This window comes from Mycobacterium sp. TH-M15, from assembly GCF_057473705.1.
This window is the reverse complement of the sequence record NZ_JBYCLB010000571.1, coordinates 1-1,929: the sequence shown is the minus strand read 5'-3', so window position 1 is coordinate 1,929 and position 1,929 is coordinate 1. Positions and strand designations below refer to the sequence as shown.

The window sequence follows — 1,929 nt, the reverse complement described above, 5'->3', positions numbered from 1 at the left end:
GCGGTCGAATCGGAGTCCACAGCTGGCAGCGTCATACCACAAGTGTGGACACACCAAACCAGAAAACCTAACTAATTACTGCGCGAGTCCTAACCGGAGCTAACCGGCGTCGGGGAGAAATTCGGCGATCTCGCGGAGCAGGGCCGCCTTGCCCTTGGCCCCGACGATTCGCTTCACCGGTTCCCCGCCCTGGAACAGGATCAAGGTGGGAATGGAGACGACGTTGAAGTCGCGCGCGGTCACCGGGTTGGCGTCGACGTCCAGTTTGGCCACCGTGAGTCGCCCGGCATGCTCGGTGGCGATCTCCTCCAGCACCGGTGCCACCATCCGGCACGGGCCGCACCAGGTGGCCCAGAAGTCGACCAGCACCGCCTTTTCGCTGGTCAACACGTCGGTGGCGAACGAGTCGTCGGAGACGGTCAGGGTCGAACCGCGGTTCTCGGTCATCGGGGGGCTCCAATCAGACGGTGGCGGTGCTGGGGACGGGGTGTGGCGGCTCCGGGGCGGCGTGGGCCAGCCACCGTTCCGCGTCGATCGCCGCGGCGCAGCCGGTGGCGGCCGCGGTGACCGCCTGCCGGTAGGTTCGGTCCACCAGGTCACCGGCGGCGAACACGCCGGTCAGCGACGTCTGGGTGCTGGGCTGCTGCACCAGCACGTACCCGTCCGGGTCCACGTCCAGGACGTCGCGGACGAGCTCCGAGCGGGGGTCGTGGCCGATCGCGACGAAAATCCCGGTGACCGGCAGGGTGGTCTCCGCCCCGGTGCGGGTGTCGCGCAGCCGCAACCCGGTGACCGTGGCGTCGCCCTGCACGGCGACCGGCACGTGGTTGGTGACGAACCGGACCTTGTCGTTGTCCCGGGCCCGGTTCACCATGATCCGGGAGGCACGGAACTCCTCGCGCCGGTGCACGAGCGTCACGCTGCGTGCGAACCGGGTCAAGAAGGTGGCCTCCTCCATCGCCGAGTCGCCGCCACCGATGATGGCCAGATCCTGGTCCTTGAAGAAGAACCCGTCGCAGGTAGCGCAGGAACTCACCCCGCGGCCGAGCAGCTCCTGCTCGCCGGGGATGCCCAGGTACCGGGCCGCGGCGCCCATGGCCAGGATGATCGCCCGCGAGCGGTGCGTCTCGCCGTCGGCGGTGGTGACGGATTTGACCGGGCCGTCCAGCACGACCGACTCCACGTCTTCCATCCGCAGGTCGGCGCCGAACCGCAGCGCCTGCTCGCGCATCTCCTCCATCAGCTCCGGGCCCTGGATGCCGTTGCGGAAACCGGGGTAGTTCTCCACCTCGGTGGTGGTCATCAGCGCTCCGCCGAAGGCGGCGCCCTCGAACACCAGCGGAGCCAGCTGGGCGCGCGCGGCGTAGATCGCCGCGGTGTACCCGGCTGGGCCGGAGCCGACGATGATCAGCTGGTGAATGGTCGATGCGGTGGTCATGTCGGGCATGTATTGGGCCTTCCCGTGGGAGTCTGCGTTAGCGTCCACAACCGTCAGCTTAGGGGTGCGCATTCCCGGGCGTCACGGGCGGCGGACGATGGAGTCGGCCAGCAGCCCGGTGTCGCCGGAATTGCAGCTCGGCGCGACCACCAGAGCGACCAGCGTATCGGGCTGCTCACCGGGCAGCACCAGCAGCACGCCGGGCTTGCCGTCGACGCCGATCCGGCGCCCCCCGAGGATCGGGGTGGTGCCCGGATAGCCCAGGCCGCTCAGGCACGACGCTCGCCGGCGCGGATCATCGAGCGATCCCAGGTCGGGCCGGTGGTCCAGCAGGGCGAGGATGTCACCGCCCGACAAGGGCATCGGCGACGTCGCCGTGATCGGCCGCATACCCGGTTCCCCGGGGCCGCCGGGTCCCGGACTCCGGATCAGCGCGGCGCTACCCAGGCCGATGGCGGCGAGCGCCGCGGCGGCGCCGACCGCGGCCGCGA

2 protein-coding genes and 1 pseudogene are annotated in these 1,929 nt (G+C 70.1%); all 3 read right to left on the bottom strand.

Features of this window, described 5'->3' with window-relative positions; genetic code table 11:
* Window positions 1–99 precede the first annotated feature (99 nt).
* Window positions 100–447, bottom strand: a complete 348-nt coding sequence (trxA, locus tag AC2VNT_RS14005; RefSeq protein WP_486947436.1) for a thioredoxin — start codon at window positions 445–447, stop codon at window positions 100–102.
* Between the two features lie 13 nt (window positions 448–460).
* Window positions 461–1,438, bottom strand: a complete 978-nt coding sequence (gene trxB / locus AC2VNT_RS14000; RefSeq protein WP_486947435.1) for a thioredoxin-disulfide reductase — start codon at window positions 1,436–1,438, stop codon at window positions 461–463.
* An 81-nt stretch (window positions 1,439–1,519) separates the two neighbouring features.
* Window positions 1,520–1,929: pseudogene (locus AC2VNT_RS13995) on the bottom strand (hypothetical protein); the annotation flags it as partial.

Coding starts and splice junctions, on each gene's coding strand:
- trxA (WP_486947436.1), bottom strand. CDS start 447: ATGACCGAGAACCGCGGTTCGACCCTGACCGTCTCCGACGACTCGTTC.
- trxB (WP_486947435.1), bottom strand. CDS start 1,438: ATGACCACCGCATCGACCATTCACCAGCTGATCATCGTCGGCTCCGGC.